15 protein-coding genes and 3 pseudogenes are annotated in these 15,882 nt (G+C 58.4%); 6 read left to right on the top strand and 12 right to left on the bottom strand.

Annotated features, from left to right (window positions below; translation table 11 throughout):
* Window positions 1-84: 84 nt before the first annotated feature.
* Complete coding sequence (locus tag CK219_RS31820; protein WP_063169293.1) at window positions 85-321, top strand: hypothetical protein; 237 nt, start codon at window positions 85-87, stop codon at window positions 319-321.
* A 161-nt stretch (window positions 322-482) separates the two neighbouring features.
* Here the strand turns inward: CK219_RS31820 and CK219_RS23315 are convergent.
* Window positions 483-683, bottom strand: a pseudogene (locus CK219_RS23315) (SMC-Scp complex subunit ScpB); the annotation flags it as partial.
* A gap of 93 nt (window positions 684-776) precedes the next feature.
* Window positions 777-1,037 carry a hypothetical protein gene (locus CK219_RS23310; RefSeq protein ID WP_095769041.1) on the bottom strand — a complete coding sequence of 87 codons (261 nt, stop codon included), beginning with the start codon at window positions 1,035-1,037 and terminating at the stop codon, window positions 777-779.
* Window positions 1,038-1,254: 217 nt separating this feature from the next.
* Here CK219_RS23310 and CK219_RS23305 point away from each other — a divergent pair, with 217 nt between their 5' ends.
* Window positions 1,255-3,417, top strand: a complete 2,163-nt coding sequence (locus CK219_RS23305) for a prolyl oligopeptidase family serine peptidase (protein ID WP_082826571.1) — start codon at window positions 1,255-1,257, stop codon at window positions 3,415-3,417.
* Between the two features lie 38 nt (window positions 3,418-3,455).
* Entirely contained in the window at window positions 3,456-4,154 is a 699-nt protein-coding gene (locus CK219_RS23300) for an OmpW family protein (RefSeq protein WP_063169295.1), read from the top strand.
* 307 nt (window positions 4,155-4,461) lie between these two features.
* On the opposite strand, the gene CK219_RS32650 is transcribed toward CK219_RS23300, so the two are convergent.
* From CK219_RS32650 to CK219_RS23260, 8 genes and pseudogenes are all read right to left on the bottom strand, one after another.
* Entirely contained in the window at window positions 4,462-4,590 is a 129-nt protein-coding gene (locus CK219_RS32650; RefSeq protein WP_263485462.1) for a hypothetical protein, read from the bottom strand.
* Window positions 4,591-5,567: 977 nt separating this feature from the next.
* Window positions 5,568-6,223 (bottom strand): annotated as a pseudogene (locus CK219_RS23285) (IS630 family transposase); the annotation flags it as partial.
* Window positions 6,224-6,291: 68 nt separating this feature from the next.
* Window positions 6,292-6,526, bottom strand: a pseudogene (locus CK219_RS23280) (aldehyde dehydrogenase family protein); the annotation flags it as partial.
* Window positions 6,527-6,834: 308 nt separating this feature from the next.
* The gene (locus CK219_RS32645) at window positions 6,835-7,083 is read right to left on the bottom strand and encodes an aminotransferase class III-fold pyridoxal phosphate-dependent enzyme (RefSeq protein WP_063169297.1); all 249 of its coding nucleotides are present in this window, start codon (window positions 7,081-7,083) and stop codon (window positions 6,835-6,837) included.
* Window positions 7,044-7,271 (bottom strand): aminotransferase class III-fold pyridoxal phosphate-dependent enzyme, encoded by a 228-nt coding sequence (locus CK219_RS32640; RefSeq protein ID WP_263485461.1) that lies wholly within the window; start codon window positions 7,269-7,271, stop codon window positions 7,044-7,046. Before CK219_RS32640 ends, CK219_RS32645 begins: the two co-directional genes overlap by 40 nt.
* A gap of 221 nt (window positions 7,272-7,492) precedes the next feature.
* Complete coding sequence (locus tag CK219_RS23270) at window positions 7,493-9,475, bottom strand: argininosuccinate synthase-related protein (protein ID WP_063169298.1); 1,983 nt, start codon at window positions 9,473-9,475, stop codon at window positions 7,493-7,495.
* Window positions 9,472-10,416: a DMT family transporter gene (locus CK219_RS23265; RefSeq protein WP_082826572.1), complete on the bottom strand. Its 945-nt coding sequence runs from the start codon at window positions 10,414-10,416 to the stop codon at window positions 9,472-9,474. The genes CK219_RS23270 and CK219_RS23265 overlap by 4 nt, the downstream gene beginning before the upstream one ends.
* Before the next feature lie 657 nt (window positions 10,417-11,073).
* Window positions 11,074-11,292: a helix-turn-helix transcriptional regulator gene (locus CK219_RS23260; RefSeq protein WP_029354714.1), complete on the bottom strand. Its 219-nt coding sequence runs from the start codon at window positions 11,290-11,292 to the stop codon at window positions 11,074-11,076.
* A gap of 109 nt (window positions 11,293-11,401) precedes the next feature.
* Here CK219_RS23260 and CK219_RS23255 point away from each other — a divergent pair, with 109 nt between their 5' ends.
* The gene (locus CK219_RS23255; RefSeq protein ID WP_063169299.1) at window positions 11,402-11,668 is read left to right on the top strand and encodes a DUF2285 domain-containing protein; all 267 of its coding nucleotides are present in this window, start codon (window positions 11,402-11,404) and stop codon (window positions 11,666-11,668) included.
* 438 nt (window positions 11,669-12,106) lie between these two features.
* On the opposite strand, the gene CK219_RS23250 is transcribed toward CK219_RS23255, so the two are convergent.
* Complete coding sequence (locus CK219_RS23250; RefSeq protein ID WP_082826573.1) at window positions 12,107-12,340, bottom strand: helix-turn-helix transcriptional regulator; 234 nt, start codon at window positions 12,338-12,340, stop codon at window positions 12,107-12,109.
* Between the two features lie 115 nt (window positions 12,341-12,455).
* On the opposite strand from CK219_RS23250, the gene CK219_RS23245 reads away from it, so the two are divergent.
* Window positions 12,456-12,737 (top strand): DUF2285 domain-containing protein, encoded by a 282-nt coding sequence (locus tag CK219_RS23245; protein WP_063169301.1) that lies wholly within the window; start codon window positions 12,456-12,458, stop codon window positions 12,735-12,737.
* A gap of 438 nt (window positions 12,738-13,175) precedes the next feature.
* Entirely contained in the window at window positions 13,176-14,132 is a 957-nt protein-coding gene (locus CK219_RS23240; RefSeq protein WP_063169302.1) for an IS481 family transposase, read from the top strand.
* Between the two features lie 175 nt (window positions 14,133-14,307).
* On the opposite strand, the gene CK219_RS23235 is transcribed toward CK219_RS23240, so the two are convergent.
* On the bottom strand, window positions 14,308-15,045 hold the full coding sequence (locus tag CK219_RS23235) for a LuxR family transcriptional regulator (RefSeq protein WP_082826574.1): 738 nt from the start codon (window positions 15,043-15,045) through the stop codon (window positions 14,308-14,310).
* Window positions 15,046-15,882 lie beyond the last annotated feature (837 nt).

The following is a 15,882-nucleotide window of genomic DNA, read 5'->3' as shown; positions in this document are numbered from 1 at the left end:
CGCCGCCATTCGGGACGGGCGTCGGCTATCATGTCCAGCCATTATGCGGCGAGCGGATAGCTTTCGCCGGACCAGGCAGAGAACTTGGCGGCAAAAGCCTTCATCTCGTCGACCGCGAATGTGGTGCGCGGTTGCGAACTCGACTTGCTGGGCGAGAGGGACCTCGCCGAGAAAGGCGCTGACATGAGCGGGATGCTGCTTGGCCAAATCGAGATCCGCAAAGCAATCGGCCAGCGCCGCGTCGTCCAGCTGTACGCTGCAGGGCGCGTTCACGTCGTCAAGACGGATGCCAAATGCTTGCTCATAATGGCCGCAAGGTAATCGTTTCGGGTCGGAGACACAAGTTGCCGCCTCCTTCGCCGTAGAGTGGCCCGATACAATCACGATCGATATTGCCACCTCTTATCGATAGTGATCGCATAGTTCCCTGATTCGACTCTCAACCGCTCATATCAAGCGATTACTTCCATGTATCTGCTGCGCTAGCCCGTCCTGGCCTTGGAGTGTCGCTCCTCACCTCCTCCACCACTCACCAGCCCGATGGGAGTATCGCCCGCCAGCAGCTTCTCCTTGCTGAGCAGCGCGGCAACCTCAATCGCCTCGAAATCGGGCAAATCCCGCAGTGTGTCGAGGCCGAAGTGCAACAGGAAGGTCTTGGTCGTGACGTAGGTGTAAGGCGTGCCAAATTCAGCGGGCAGGCAGACGTTGACCCACAACAATCAAGGGGACGGTGCAGGCCAAGATTGCGGCAGGGCTTGGGCCCCCCACCCTTCTCCTCAGAACTCCGCTGCTTCCAGCTGGCGGCTGAAACTCACAGGCGCAGCCAGCTTGGTCTCTAACAGCATCGATCGCATCATGGTGTCTGCCATGAATCCGTGTGCGTGAAGCGCTCCAGAGCGAAGATGTTGGGCGTCAACCAGGTTCACTCCAATGAGCTTCACTTCTCGAGTTCTGCACAGTGTCCACGACTGGCGCCGGAGGTTGATCCGGTGATTAGGAGGAGCACTCGTTGTCGGATTCTCGACGATGTCGGACATGTGACACAACGCTTCCAGAGCGATCGCATTGTTCCGAAACGATTTTCCCAGTTGGCACGAAGGTTGCGGCCCTATGCGCAAAAGCACTGCGATGCCGCACCGACTGGAAGAACTCATCAATGATCACGCTTTTCGAACATGTGGGCGCCGCTACCGACACTGAGCGTTCCCGAGCCGACGGAAGCCTCTATCCCTTCTTTCTGAAGGCTGTCCGGACATGAACGCATTTGATGTCCGTCCAACGCTTGATGCTCCCGACGACGATCCCTATGTCTGGCTTGAAGATGTAGAGGGCGAGCGGGCACTTGCCTGGGCCGCCGGCCAATCGGCAAGGACTCTGAAGCACTTCGGTGGAACGCAGTTCGAGCGCGACCGCGCGGCTCTGACAGCCATTTTCGACAATCGCGACAATCTTCCCCTGATCGCGCGCCGTAGTCAGTACCTCTACAATTACTGGCGAGATGACGGTAATCCACGCGGACTGTGGCGCCGGACCACCCTTGCCGCCTACATGAAGGCGGATCCCCAATGGGAGCTACTGCTCGATCTGGATGCTCTCGCGGCTAGCGACGGAGAGGACTGGATCTGGGACGGCGCGTCCATCGAGCCGGAGAGACGGGAAAGAGCCGTTCTGCGCCTGTCGCGCGGCGGCAGCGACGCGGTCGTGCATCGCGAATTCGACCTGATTTCTCTGAGCTTTGTCGCCGACGGCTTCAACCTCCCCGAGGCCAAAGGCTACGTTAATTGGCTGGACCCTGACACGCTTCTGCTTTCCAGTGCGCTTGGTAATGGCATGGCCACCCGCTCCGGCTATGCGCGCACAGTTCGACTGTGGAAGCGTGACGCGGATCCCCTCACCACGCCGGCAATCTTCGAGGCCGGGTTCGAAAGCTTCCAAGTGTCTGGTCATTCGGACCGCACCGGCCGCAGCGAGCGCCTTTGGTTCATCGAGCAGCCGGCCTTCTTCGAGAAGATCAGCTGGATCGGCGATAGGAGCGGGCCGAGGAGGCAGATCGATCTTCCTCGCGACGCGTCGTGGCGGGTCTTCGGCGACTGGCTGGCGGTAAGGCCGCGCAAGCCCTGGACGGTGGGAGGCACCACCCATCCCGCCGACGCGCTGATCGTCATCTCGCTTTCCACTTTCCTCGCCGGCGGACGCCGTTTTGAGACCCTGTTTCAACCAGGGGAAAGGCGCTCCATGCAGTCATTCTTCTGGAATGACGGGAAGCTCATTATCTCTTACCTCGTCAATCTCGCACCGCGTTTCGAGATGTTCACTCCCGGCCACCAGGAATGGACGCGCCGAGTCCTGAACACCCTGCCCGCCGAAGGTACTGTCGACGTCTGGTCATTCGATGCGGCAGTTCACGAGACCAATGGAGAGGTCCTGATCTGTGCTCAGGATCCGATCACGCCGCCGCAGCTCTTGCTGTTCGATCTGAATGCCGCGCCGTCTCTCAGCGCTTCAGCAATCCTGAAGCGCAGCCCGGAGAATTTCGATGCATCCGGACTGGTGGTCACGCGCCACGAGGCAGTCTCTATCGATCATGAGCTGATCCCCTATACGCAGGTTGGTCCGGCGAACGGGAACGGAGATGCTCCGATTCACCTTTCCGCTTATGGCGGGTTCGGCGTATCATTCCTGCCCTACTACAACTCCCCGCTGGGCAAGCTGTGGCTCGAGCGCGGTGGCACGTGTGTCGAGGCGAACATCCGCGGCGGCGGCGAGTTCGGCACCCGCTGGCACGAAGCCGGGCGCAGGGAGGGCAAGCGTCTCGCCCACGACGATTTCGCCGCCGTTGCCTCCGACCTCGTGCGAAGGGGCATCACCCTGCCGAGGCGGATTGCCGCCGAGGGTGGCTCAAATGGCGGCCTGCTGATCGCAAACATGCTGACCCGCTATCCTGAGCATTTCGGGGCTCTGTTCTGCACAGCACCGCTTATCGACATGCGTCGCTACACCAAGCTCTTGGCGGGCGCGAGCTGGATCGACGAATATGGCGATCCGGACAAGGTTCACGATTGGGCTTTCCTGAAGGAAATCTCCGCCTATCACGCCGCAGCGCCGGGACAGCCCTATCCGCCTATCCTGATCGCCACCACGAAACGCGACGACCGCGTCCATCCGGGCCATGCGCGCAAGATGGCCGCAAAACTGCAGGCTCTTGGCTATCCCGCTTACTTCTACGAGGCCAGCGCAGGCGGGCACGGCTGCGGCGAGGACAATCGGGAGCAAGCCGCATTCATCAGTCTAGGCACCAATTTTCTCCGCAGCGCAATCGGCTTCAACGATCACCCTCCGGAGACGGCGGAACGCGTTGCAACGCAAGAGGGGCATTTGAGGTCCATCAACAATTCATTCGAGCAGGAGACGAAATAGTGCAGTGCATCCTTTCTGAACATCAAGGAGTGAATCTCATGGCGAGAACGCGAATGGGCGTAGCGCGGGCAACAGCAGCGGCGGTGGCCCTGATCATGGTGGGACAGCAGGCCGTCGCCGCGGAGCCTGCGCAAGCAGAGACCGTCCTGGCGGAGACGGGAGCCTCGGTCACCGAAGCGCCAATCCCTTGGCAGGTCCGCCTGCGGGCGTTGGGCGTCGTTACGAAAGATCTGGGCTACGTTGATACGCTTCCCGGCTCCGGTCTTTCGTATTCGGACACGGTGACGCCGGAACTCGATATCTCGTATTTCTTCACCGACAACATCGCCGCCGAACTCATACTCGGTACCACTTATGCCAACATCGCGGGCCAAGGGACGATCGGAGGGTTGGGCAACATCGGCAAAGTTTGGCTGCTGCCGCCGACACTCACGTTGCAGTACCATTTTACCGATCTCGGCGCGTTCAAGCCTTATGTCGGCGCCGGCGTGAACTACACGATCTTCTACAACCAGGACACTGGCAGCGCTGATGCTCTCAAGGTGAAGAACACGTTCGGCACGGCGCTGCAGGTCGGATTCGACTACATGGTGGACCAGCACTGGGGCCTCAACTTCGACGTGAAGAAGCTTTTCCTGAAGCCGGACTTCGACGTCACGGTGACCGGCGCGAAGCTGACGGGGAAGGCGGAGCTCGATCCCTGGCTGATAGGCGCAGGTGTCACCTACCGCTTTTGAATATCAGAGTGAAGTCTGCTTCCCGACTGCCGGTTTAAATGAAGGGCGCCTCGCGCGCCCTTTTTTACGGTCGACACTGCAGCGCAAGACCTCATGAAGCTATTGTCGGGCGGGGTTCTCTTCCGGCGGACCAAGAAGATGCACTGGCCAACCGGCCTTGCGCCTGAGGTGGAGTGCTTAGAAGCGCTTTGGATCGGGACGGGCTTTGGTATTGTGGGTGGAATGCTTCAGCCAGACCATTTGCCAGCATCGTCTCCCGGACGTCATGTGTGAGCTTCTTTGTCAGCGCAAGGCGAACACGGATCTCCTAGCAGGCCGTTGAAGAAGTGTCCCGTTTGGCCTTGAGGATTGCCTCGTCGCCGTTGTGATAGAAGGTGATGTCGATGGAGCCGTCGTCGAGCAGTTCAGCATGGCCGTCGCCTGTGACCTCGTCCATTTCGTCGAATCCGACCCATGTGAAGAAGACCGTCGACGGGCCGTAGCCGAGTTCGAGGGTTAGATGAGCCAAACGCCAGTGGGGCGTCCTGGGGACGACGCGCGCGAGATTCTGGTCGTGGTGGCCAGCCCAATACGATGTGAGAAGTTGCTGCCGGTGCGGGTACCGGAGGTCGCCGATAGTGACAGCCGATGTTCGACAGCGGCAAGGACATGCTCAGCCGTCAACGCGCCGAGGGCTTGGCCGGGAATGGTGGTGATGGAACCAATCCAGAAAGCGGCGGCTGCCCAGGAGAACGCCTTCGCGGGACTTTGACTCCAGTCCGCACACCCTGCTCAGATAGTCCGAAAAAGAGGTCAGAAGCGGAGCATCCGGATTATTATCTACACTGGGAACAGAAGCATGGAAGCGTTCTGGAGCCACTCGCCGCGCGTTTACCAGTGCCGACACTGCTCCAAGCTGACTATCTGCCATGACCACCTGCCGAACGTAGTCCGTTGATGCCACCGGTACCCTTCGCGGTCTGCTCCAGCGGGAAGATCGGGTCTGATCGACCCTGCTGACCTGTGCGGCGGCCTCTCTCGCTAGGGCGTCCCCCTTCCTGTCGTCCTCCTCCGCCGCTTTCGGCTGCTTTCGGCCCGCCGCCCTCGCCAAGGCGTCGTAGTCGGTAAGCGCGTCCTCCGTCTCCTTTAGGGGCTTCATCGCGTGACTAGAGTTTAGCGCGTGTTTGTAGGCGGCGGACCGAATGGTCGTCGAAATGCCACTCAGCGCCACCGCAAGATGCCCTAGGGCTTCCGCCTCATGATCTGACAGCGGCACGTCACGATTAGAGCCGATTGCCCTGCCTTCTTCCAGTTTCACAATGTTTGTAGTCATTTCCTGCTCCATCGCGTTGACTGAGATACGATGGAGACGGAAGTGGAGAACAAATTTTTACAAGCAACTAAGATGATATTCTCGTCAACGGGACAATAGTGGACGTTGAGGGCGGCGAACAGGGTGGTGGTGCCGTTGCGCTTGTAGTCGTGCCTCATCGTACCGAGCCGCCCCTTCTTCATCGGCAGGCCGGGTGGGTGCGGTCGAGCGCCGGATCTGGCTCTTTTCATCGACCGACAGAACGATGGCATGGGCCGGCGCATCGAGATAGAGGCCGACGACGGCGCGCAACTTGTCGACGAACTTCGGATCATTGGAGAGCTTGAACCTGGCGCCAGCGGTGGGGTGCGAGACCATGCGCCTTCCAGATGCGCCTGACGGCGCTGGCGCTGATTGCGGCGGCTTGCGCCATCATGTCGGCGGTCCAGTGGGTCCTCTCGCCCGGCGGATCGGCAAGCGTCAGTGCCACGACGCGCTCGCCGACATCGGGACCGAGCGGCGGAATGCGCCACTGTCGCGTCTTGTCGCGCAGCAGCCCGTCACAGCCTTCCGCGGCAAAGCGCTCCTGCCAGCGCCAGACGTCGGTCTTCGACTTGCCGATGCGGCGCATGACCTCGCCGGTGCCGACGCCGTCGGCGGGCAAAAGCACTATCTCGGCGCGCCAGACATGCTTTTGCGGGGCGTTGCGATCCCTGATCAGCGCCGTCAGACGGACGCGATCGGCCGACGAAACGGTGAACGATCTTCCTGTGCGCATGCGCCAGACTCGCACGCGCAGGCCAGAAAGGGAATCTCTGATTGGACTCCTATGTCAGGCGGGAACCACTAGACGCCGAGACCGCCGATGCAGACATGTTTGGTGTCGAGATAATCCACGATGCCCTGGAGGCCGCCTTCCTTGCCGAGGCCCGATTCCTTGACGCCGCGGAACGGCACCTCCGGCGTGGTGATCAGGCCTTCATTGACGCCGGTACTTCAGTCCTTCCATCACGCGGAAGGCGCGACCGAGATCGCCGGTGTAGAAGTAGGCCGCGAGGCCGAACTCGGTGTCGTTGGCGAGCGGCGTGCCCGACCTGAGACATGGGTGACGTTTTGTACCGGACACGGATGAAGTGCACCCCTCGGGTGAGCGTTTGCTCGATAATATCCACTGAAGTGAAGCAGTCGGTCTTAATGCTGGAACTCATGCCACCCGACCGACCCGGGAATTCGCAGCAGCGGCGCCGTCGAGTGCAGAACGAATGCCGTCAACCAAGGGGTCGATCTCGCTTTCGGTGATTATATAGGGCGGACAGATTCCAAGCACTTCTCCCATATTGCGGATCATGACGCCGTGCTCGCGGCACCGCCGCTCGACATCGCCGATCCTCAGCTCGGGCGCGAAGACGCGACGGGCGCACGATCCTCGACGATCTGAACCCCCGCGATGAAGCCGCGGCCGCGGGCTTCACCGACAAGCGGATGGTCGCCGAGCGCGTCCGCGAGGGCTCCATGCAAGTGATCGCCGAGACGACGCGCCTGGGTCACGAAATCGATCTCGCTGTAGATCCTGATCGCCTCGGCGGCGACGGCCGCTATCACCGGATGACCGGAGTAGGTGAAACCGTGACCGAACACGCCGACCTTGTGGGCCTCGTCAGCGGCGCATTGATAAATCTTGTCGAGATAATGACGCCGCCAATGGGCAGGTGACCGGATGAAAGCCCCCCGGCGATCGAGAGCATGTCCGGTTCCATCCCAAATGTCTGGCTACCAAACCAGTTCCCGGTGCCTCCGAAGCCGCAGACCACCTCGTCGGACAGCATGAGGATAATTTCTCACTTTCTTGCGAAGATCGGGGGTGTCCACGGTCATTCGTATTACGCGAGATCCGCGAGGCCAAAAACCATCATACCAGAGAGGCGAAACTGCTATCTAGGTGTTTAGATGCAAGAAATTAATCCTGCATTGTTCCCGCACCAGGAACACCCGAGAGGATACCAAGCAGTATTGAACCTTGTTGAAAATGCTCTCGGCGCGCTGGGCGTTATAATTTCTCGAAGGCGATCACAAGGACGTCGCGATAAGCGTACGGCATTTTCAGGTTTTCGGCCACAATCGACGATACATCGTGAAAGGTTTCGCGGTCGTTGCAGATCACAAAATCATTCGGGGAGTTCATTTCGACCTCGCCGAGGAACTCCTTTGAGGCGTCGGTGATCATGCTCATGCCGCCGGTGACGTTGACCCGCCCAATCATATAGCAAGCAATGAAGTCCACCCCGTCCTGGTGAAGGCCCTCGGGTGCCGGTTTGCCATTTACACCATCGCGCGCGACAATCCGGTAGGGATGGATCTTGATATTCCAACGATCATGTCGGGCGGCTTCACATAGAATTCTGCAGAAACCTGTCAGAATCTTTTCTAAGACGGGATGGTCTATAAAGGAGTTTTCAAGGGGCTCGAAGTGGCGCTTGAAGCCGCCATTCAGATGATTGACACTTTTTGATTGTTCGTAGGGGGCGTGGGGTAGGAGCCTAAAGATTCCGTCAGTCGCGTCATATTCAAAAGCGCTATAGCGCCGGTAACGATATGTTCCGCCGTCACGCATGTATTCATCGAGAAGAAGTCGATTCCAATGGTCAGCAAAGTTCTTCCAGGCTGCATCAATTTCGATGCCAAAGCAGGCTTCGGCGCGCTCGCCTTTTGAAAACCACCATCCATTTGTCACCAGACCGTCAGTGCATTGTTGACTGAGGTTGGCCGGCGCCTGGGGTGCGTTGTTTTCCACGGGTGTCTCCCTTTTGGTGACTTGGCGAGGACGGAACGCTTTGGACAACGCTATGTGGGTTGCGGCTTGGTATTCCCAAAGGTCGCGGTCCCTAATGTATCTCGGCGTCCTGGCTCGGATCGACCGAGGTAAAAAGCGTGTGTGATCGACTATGTAGCTGACGCTCCCGCTAACGCCCTCGAGGGCGGATGCAATGGCCCGTTCGCACATCTGGTGAATAGTACTGCCCCATGCACCTGAAACCGCCTCTTGGGACCAGGCTTGCTCAAGCCCTTGCTTCAAAACGATTGATGCCACGTCAAGAGAAGCGGTTTCGAGGTGACGCAGCGCGTCGAAGATAATGGCCGCGGCAGGGGCCTCGCGGACTTCGAGAACCTTTTGGCCGGTTGTGATGTGTTCAAGCCCGACAAAGCGGCCGTGCCCGAATTTGCCGACCGTGTTATTCAGGAACGGGATTGCGTCGACCAATGCAACATCACGGTCATCAATTGACACGAGACTTCCGTCTGCAAACCCGAGTTTGATCTCTACCGGCTGCTCTGCGGGAATGTGGCGCGTCCAAGCAAATGCCTCCTCGGGGATGGAAAAGTTCTCGGGATCTTCCAAAGGCCCCGACTCGAATTCCCGACACCAGAGGTTTTCGTCCGCGCTCCACGTGCGGTCCGCCACAAAAGTCGCTCCACACTTGGACAGGTCGGAGGTCTTCTGTTGTCGGGATATCACAGAGCATTCATACGGACTGCCGAAGTTGCCGGAAAATCCTGAGCGCTTAATGCTATTGTTAAGGCGCGGAAGACTGTTTTGAGAAAGGTTTGCTGTATGAAGAACCAGCCGTGAGTTGATTGACCTAGCATGATTAACAACCAAAGATGCGATTATGGGACGGCTCAACGAACTGCTCAACGGATAGATGCCAAGGTACTTGGCGTGGGCTCGAATGGCTGATTTCACGCCTTGTTCGACAAAGGCATCCCGCCCTTCGAGGCAGACAAAGCGCGCGCCGAACATGGCTGCCGTCCGTTCCAACAAAGGCTGATCGATGCGCGTTCCGACATCCGCTGCGACAGCTTCAATGTTCGCAAAGCCAAGGCTTTGCAGCTTGTAGAGAAGATAGGTGCTGTCGAGACCGCCGCTGAACATGGTTGCAACTGGTGCGGTTCGGTCCGGAAAAGCCTCCAGATCTTCAAAACTCGAAATGCCGCCGATGGCGGGTTTGGTGGAAGCCAAGATGGGGTTCATTTGGATGTCCTGCTCTCAAACCAGATGCCAGCAAACGTCGCAGCGAGGACGAGGCCTGCGCCTATCAAGCTCGGTACTGTCAAAGGCTCATTCAGAAGAAGGTGCGCTAGAACGAAACCAAAAAAAGGTTCTGTTCCCATCAAGAAGCCAACCCGTGTCGGTGTGGATTTTCTCACTGCGGCATTTTGAATGTAGAATGCAGCGAGGGTGCAGAAGAGTGCAAGGAAGGCAACAGCGCCCCAAAACTGAAGGGTGGCCCTCACAACAAGGCCTGAAATTCCGAACTGAGCGACGGCCAAAACGAAAGTAAGTGTTGCCACCGTCGATCCTTGGATGGCCGTCAGGGCTGCAGATGAAATCTGCCGGCCGGCCAGAAGGCGTTTGGTGGAAACGACCATAACCGCTCGCAGAATCGCGGCCCCCAAGACAAGCGCGTCACCCGGGCTGAACCTGCTGATCCCGCCAGTGAGAATGCCGACACCGATGCACGCTATGGCAGCACTTGCCAAAATGCCCGTAGGTGGAAGTCGCCGTGATAGCCCATAGTCGATGCTCGGCGTGAAAATCACACAAAGCGATATGATCAAGGCCGTGTTCATTGCGCTTGTCGATGCAACGCCGTAAGTTTCAGCAATAAAGATGCAAAAAAGTATTGTTCCCAATGCGAAGCCGCGGATGAAATCGCCCCAGGAGACCAATGCGATCTCATGTCTTGCAGCCACTGCCGTAATGATCGTAGTAATCAGGAAGCGATAAAGAACAAGTATCGAAACCGGCGCGTAGAACAGTGCGCCTTTCCCGACCGGATAGCTCGCCCCCCAAACGAATGCGACTCCCAGCAAGGCTAGATCCACCGAGAAAGATGGCGTCCGTGTTTTCCTGACAGGTATTGGAGAACTTTCGAAAACGTCCACCTTCAAAGTTTCCTTTGTGTTAGCCATCCACCCCTGCTGCGAGGGTCAAACAGATCAGGTCGTTCAGCCTCTTGGGCGATCCGTGCCGCGGCGTACTTGTTTTTGGTAACGCAAGTGCCGTGCCGATTCGGAAAACCATTGCTAGACAACAACCTGGTCGCCTTGATAGTTCGGCGGTTCATGTCCATTGTTGTCAGAATGCCGACAATGACTTCAACTGCAGGGATCCTACCGGCAGGGCCTCAAGGCGAACACGCGGCTCCAAGATGCCGACACGATGGCTGGTTCAGCCATGCTTCGACAGTTGCCTGTTTTTTCAGTTCCTTTGCTGTTCGTGCGCTAACCGCAACGCTCCATACTAGTCTCGCGTGGCTGTCCCCGTGGGGTGGGCGGCAGAAAGCGATTAGGCCCGCTGAAAGAGGCGAACCGCATCCGAAGGATCGTAACCAAGAGAAGGACCTGAAGCGAGAGCGAAGGTTGCGGGAGGCCGCGGCGGGCCTAAAAGGCAATGCCGACCGCCCCAGGAAAGGCTGACAAAAACCGCAGCGGCCGACTGTCCAATAGGGTGCGCCGGGCCAGGGCGAGCCAAATGGCAGGGGCTGCCGGGGGACCCTAAGAAAAGCCTGGGTTCACGAGCACCCGGCGCGCGCCATCAGGCGGCCAGCTACTTGGAGGGCGGGTGTATCATGCCTGTTTGTCGGGCCGAACCAGATCCATGTGGCTGACGCCGAGGGCCAATGCCAGTTCATAGATCGTGATAATTGTCGGATTTCTTCGGCCTTTCTCCAAGCCGCTGATGTACTGCTGACTGAACCCGGAAATCTCCGCAAGCTGCTCCTGCGTCAGGCGCTTCCTTTGCCTGATCCTCTGCACATTCCGTCCGACCAACTTGCGCATATCCATGCACGCAAGCCAGCGGATCAGGCGGCTTGAGTTTATCAACTATAATATGTAATCCACATTTAGCAGGCACAGGGCTTCGCGGGTCCATTGGCCGGAGATAGAATTAGCGATGTTGCAGCCCAGATCGAACACGCCGTTCGCCGACGAGGTCCCCTGGTCGGACCGCATTACAGCCTACGACAAGGACCACTTTACAACCTATATGAGGCTCCTGGACGCCTCGGCCGACAACGCCACTGAAGAGGAAATGGCCAAAGTGATCCTCGGCATTGATCCGGCACGCGAACCTGAGCGCGCACGCAACGTTCTTCGCAGTCATCTCGACCGTGCAAACTGGGTGGTGACGAGCGGCTACAAGGATTTGTTCGCCAGTTGACGAAATGGGCGGTGCGGTCGCTTCGCTTCAAGCAACGAAGTCGCGCAACCGCCATGCATCGACGTATCACCACAGCGCGGATGGCCCAGCGCTTCGCTGTCTCATCATTTTGTCCTCCGCTCGCCAATGGCTGCTTCCCAGGAATGGGTGCGGCGGCGAATCATGACAGGAACGGGTCCGCCGTCTGAGCCGCACCGCATCCGAAGGGCCGGATGGACAACCTACTGAAAGCTCACAGCTGGCTAAGGGTTGCGGGACGCCGCGGCGGGCCTAGAAGGATGCGGCGCCACCTGCTGAGAAAGGCACAAAACAGAGCGAATTGCGAGAGTCTAACGACGCGCTAGGAGGCGCAGCGGAATGGTCGAGACGCCAGAGCCAAGAAAATCGGGGCTCGACCCACCGGCACACGGCACGCGCGGTGATGGGCGCGGGCGCCCACTACGTGCGCAGGCTCAACAGAATCTCACACGGATCAGCATCGAGGGCCGCAGTTACGTCGAGAAACTCAATGACATCGAGACGCCGTTCGCCACCCTCATATTTCGCCACGAAAGATTGCGGACGACCAAGCTTCTCAGCCACCTGCGCCTGCGTCAGCCCTTTGACATTGCGCAGTGAGATCAACTGGGCCAGAAACCGCTGGTGGCGGGGAGATCGAAGAGATTTGGGCATTTAGGTGAACCGGCAGGTAGAGACCGGCTCAGCGACTAATCCCCGTTTCGGATTATCCCATTTTGGGATATTCTGCCTTGGATCCAGCGATCAACATGCGAGGTTCGCGGCAGACATGAATCAATCAACGGGAACAGATAGGACTCAAAGCTCAACACTGCTCGACGAAGTCCCTTGGTCTGACCGTCTTACCGCCTACGACAGGGCGCACTTTACCATCTATATGAGGCTCCTGGACGCCTCAGCCGATGAGGCGCCCGAAGAGGAAATGGCCCAACTGATCCTCGGCATTGATCCGGCACTTGAACCGGAGCGCGCCAGGAAGGCGCTTCGTAGTCATCTCGACCGTGCGAACTGGATGGTGACGAGCGGCTACAAGGAATTGTTCGCCAGCTGACAAATTCGCAGTGCTCGGTCATAGAAGCGTTCCTGTGCCATTGGTCAGGCTGATCGGGGCCTGCACCACAGACGCGCCGGCAAAATGGACCCGGTGGCGAGCACAATTCAGTTCCCAGGAAATCGGGGTTTGGCAACTGTCCGAGCGTCTGACGTGATAGAAGGTTCCGCTCTGTCTGGATGGGTATTAGCCCGGAGCAGCACTCCATATCGTACCGGCGCTCGACGAAGGGTCCACCTCTTCGCTTTCAAGCCGCATAACCGATAGCCATCGCCCTAAGTCAAGGGTTAGAGATTACCGGCAGGCAGGTATGCAAGCGGGCCATCCTCGGAAACTATATAACCGCACGACTAGCTGTGAGCTTTCGGGAGGTTGTCCATTCGGACCGGACCGGGGAGACTGGAGTTACCAAGCTTCAGCACTCACCGGAGGGTCCGAATGAACATCCATAAGAATGCCCGTCTCACACCGCTGCGTCGAGAGGAGATGGCGCTGTCGGTGATAGAAGGCGCTTTCTCCAAAGCCCATGCGGCGCGTGTCTACGGCGTGTCGGCCAAGATCGTGGCGCGCTGGGTCGAGCGCTACAAGTCCGAAGGGCGGGCCGGCATGATCGACCGTTCCTCGCGGCCCGCCAATATGCCGCAGGCCACCGCTGCGTTGATCGCCGAGCGCATCATGGCGCTGCGGCGGCAACGTTGGACCGGCAAGCACATCGCCCATGAGGTCGGCGTCTCGCCCGCCACCGTTAGCCGGGTTCTCAAGCGTGCCGGACTGTCGCGGTTGCGGGATATCGAACCGGCCGAGCCGATCCGACGCTACGAGCGCGAGCATCCTGGCGAGATGATCCATATCGATATCAAGAAGCTCGGTCGTTTCGAGCGCATCGGTCATCGCATTACCGGCAAGCGCACCGGCAATGCCAGCTCGCGCGGCAGCAGTTGGGAGTTCGTCCATGTCTGCATCGACGACGCCTCCCGCATCGCCTTCTCGCAGATCCTGCCCGACGAGAAAAAAGAAAGCGCCATCGCCTTCCTCAAGGCGGCGGTGGCCTACTACGCCAGCCTCGGCGTCACGATAGCCCGCGTCATGACCGACAACGGCTCCTGCTACAGATCAAAGGCCTTCGCCAAGGCCTGCCGCGATCTCGGCCTCAAGCACGTCAGGACAAGACCCTATACACCCAAGACCAATGGCAAGGCCGAGCGCTTCATCCAGACAGCACTGCGCGAATGGGCTTATGCCATCGCTTATCCGACTTCAGATCACCGCGCCGCAGAGTTGCCGGTCTGGCTGCACAGATACAATTGGCACCGTCCCCACGGGAGCCTAAAGTCCAAAACACCTATCAGTCGCCTCGCTCTAACCGAGGACAACCTGTTGAGGCTCCACAACTAGCTCGTCAGCGACGACACACCCGCTCGAGCACCCATAGACTATGATCACCGGCGCGGACTGGAAGAATACGGCTGCATCGCCCGAGCCGGCGGAACAGAAGATCTCGGCATCCAGTCAACGCTCGATACAAAGCGCGCGATCGAATGGCCCGAGCACAAGGGGATCAAAAAGCTTCTCAGACAATTGAGGACCCTTCGGACCCCAAAAGGGCTATAGCCTGATTTTGGGTTCGCACGCCTAGCTTCTTCTTGGCATTGTCCAAATGAAAAGCGATCGTGCGTGGCTTGATACCCAAGATGCGGCCGGTCACCCAGGCTGAATTACCCCGCGCTGCCCACCTCAGGCACTCATATTCGCGGGATGTCAGCGAAACCCCATCCACTGTTCGATCGCTCGGCAATTTGCGGCGAACGCAACGATGAAAGCAGGCCGCCATCAGTTGAAGAGCTTGTTCGTACCGCTCAGCGACCCGAAGAAATACTGGACGAGGCTCATCGGCGGCAAAAGTAACCGCAGCGATGCGGCCGCGGAGATCGACAATTGGGATCGTCAAACCGCAGCAGATGCTGAATTGAGCCGCCTCATCGAATAGCTGCTGTTGAGCCGGCGACATTTTATCGCCTCCCAAATTCGATCCCCAGTGAAACGGGCAGCCGCCATTTCGAGCACGCAAGACCACAGGATCGAGTTTCTCATACTGATTTTCCAGATACTGTCTGGTCCAGCGGGGTGGATAGTTTGAAATTAACCTCGGTTTGCCGGAAGGCCGTGCTGGCAAGGAGAGGTAGGCAAAGAAGATTAGGTCAAGTCGTCCGGCCGCCTCAGCCATGGCATCCCGGAAATCTGCCTCATCGATACTCTGTGACAGTCTTTCAAGGAATGTCTCGAAAACAAGTGGCATGTGCCTCGTCATCGTCGCGCTCGATTCTTCCTCTTTCTGCACGCCTTCCGGCTGCGTCGTGTATGTCCCGACAAACGTGATTGAATTCGCGGGCGTCGCTGGGCTGACCGGGCTCCAGAATGCTGCCACACTTTCGATCTTCGTCGGTCATCCCAATCATGCTGGGCTCACCCGATGGGCGTCTGGCAGACGCCTCATGATCTCAACAGCTCAATCAGAGAATCTCCATGCATTAAATCATGACCGCCCCTGCACCGACCAAATCAGGAGAAATCATCCTGCGCTGACCAAAAGCCATCATTGACCCCAGCTTTTGCAGGAATTTGGGTCGGCATTAGCATAACAATTCGGATAGCCGCTCATCCCCCACCCGGGGCGCCGTGATCCGCAAAGAAGTGTTGCGATGCTTTCTTTTCTTTGATAGGCAAATCGTCTCAACAATATTAAAATGCCTTTCCTTGTGAACGGGGTGGCGTGTGAGTATCGTCCTTCTATATACCTGACGTGATAAAATTCACCGCAATGATTATGGCCCGCTGCAATGATGTAAAGGGCACGTCTAAGCTCAATCTGCATCGGAACGTGCAGATGACCTTTACCAGACCCTCGATCCCGCACGGGCCATAATGATACTGATTACGTGGGTCAAAAAGGGCGCCCTGCCGGCGGGGAGGTACACCCGCAGGGCGCGCCGCACAGAGGTCCTGGTCGTTGGGCAACAGGACAGCGGCGGCAGAACTGATTCGGTTACAAATCGTGACTGAAATAGCCCGGAGCATGCTCAAGATCAGATATCTGGAATTCAACAGTTTTGGGTCTGCTCGGCGCAGTAGCGCGCAGGGACATGCC

Origin of the sequence: Mesorhizobium sp. WSM4313, assembly GCF_002294725.1 — a bacterium.
In the GTDB taxonomy this organism is placed as follows: domain Bacteria; phylum Pseudomonadota; class Alphaproteobacteria; order Rhizobiales; family Rhizobiaceae; genus Mesorhizobium.
This window is presented reverse-complemented; position numbering and strand designations above follow the sequence as displayed.